The sequence below is a fragment of the Virgibacillus sp. 7505 genome, from assembly GCF_002272135.1.
Classification (GTDB): Bacteria; Bacillota; Bacilli; order Bacillales; family Amphibacillaceae; genus Terribacillus.
On record NZ_NPBF01000187.1, the window covers coordinates 1 to 271 of the forward strand.

At 50.2% G+C, this 271-nt stretch carries 1 pseudogene; it reads right to left on the bottom strand.

Annotated features, from left to right (window positions below):
• Positions 1-218: pseudogene (locus CHH91_RS18530) on the bottom strand (hypothetical protein); the annotation flags it as partial.
• Between the last annotated feature and the right edge of the window lie 53 nt (positions 219-271).

Here is a 271-nt window from a genome sequence, read left to right on the forward strand (position 1 = left end):
TGACGCAATTCTGCTATCTCTGCCGCTGTCGTTTTGATGTTATCCATCAATTGCTGGCTCGGCTTATCTCCTTCTACAGGCTCCTTACCTCCTTTTACAGGTTCCAATGTAGGCAGCGCCCACGCTGGCAATTGCGGCGGGTCCCAGTAGCCCTTGATCTCGTCATTTCCTTTGCCGCTTCTGTGGTAATATCGCCCCTTTTCTTTTTTTATGTCCACCCAGCTTTCTTCTAGGTTGTACAGGTACCGTCCGATGCCAAATTGGACTGCTG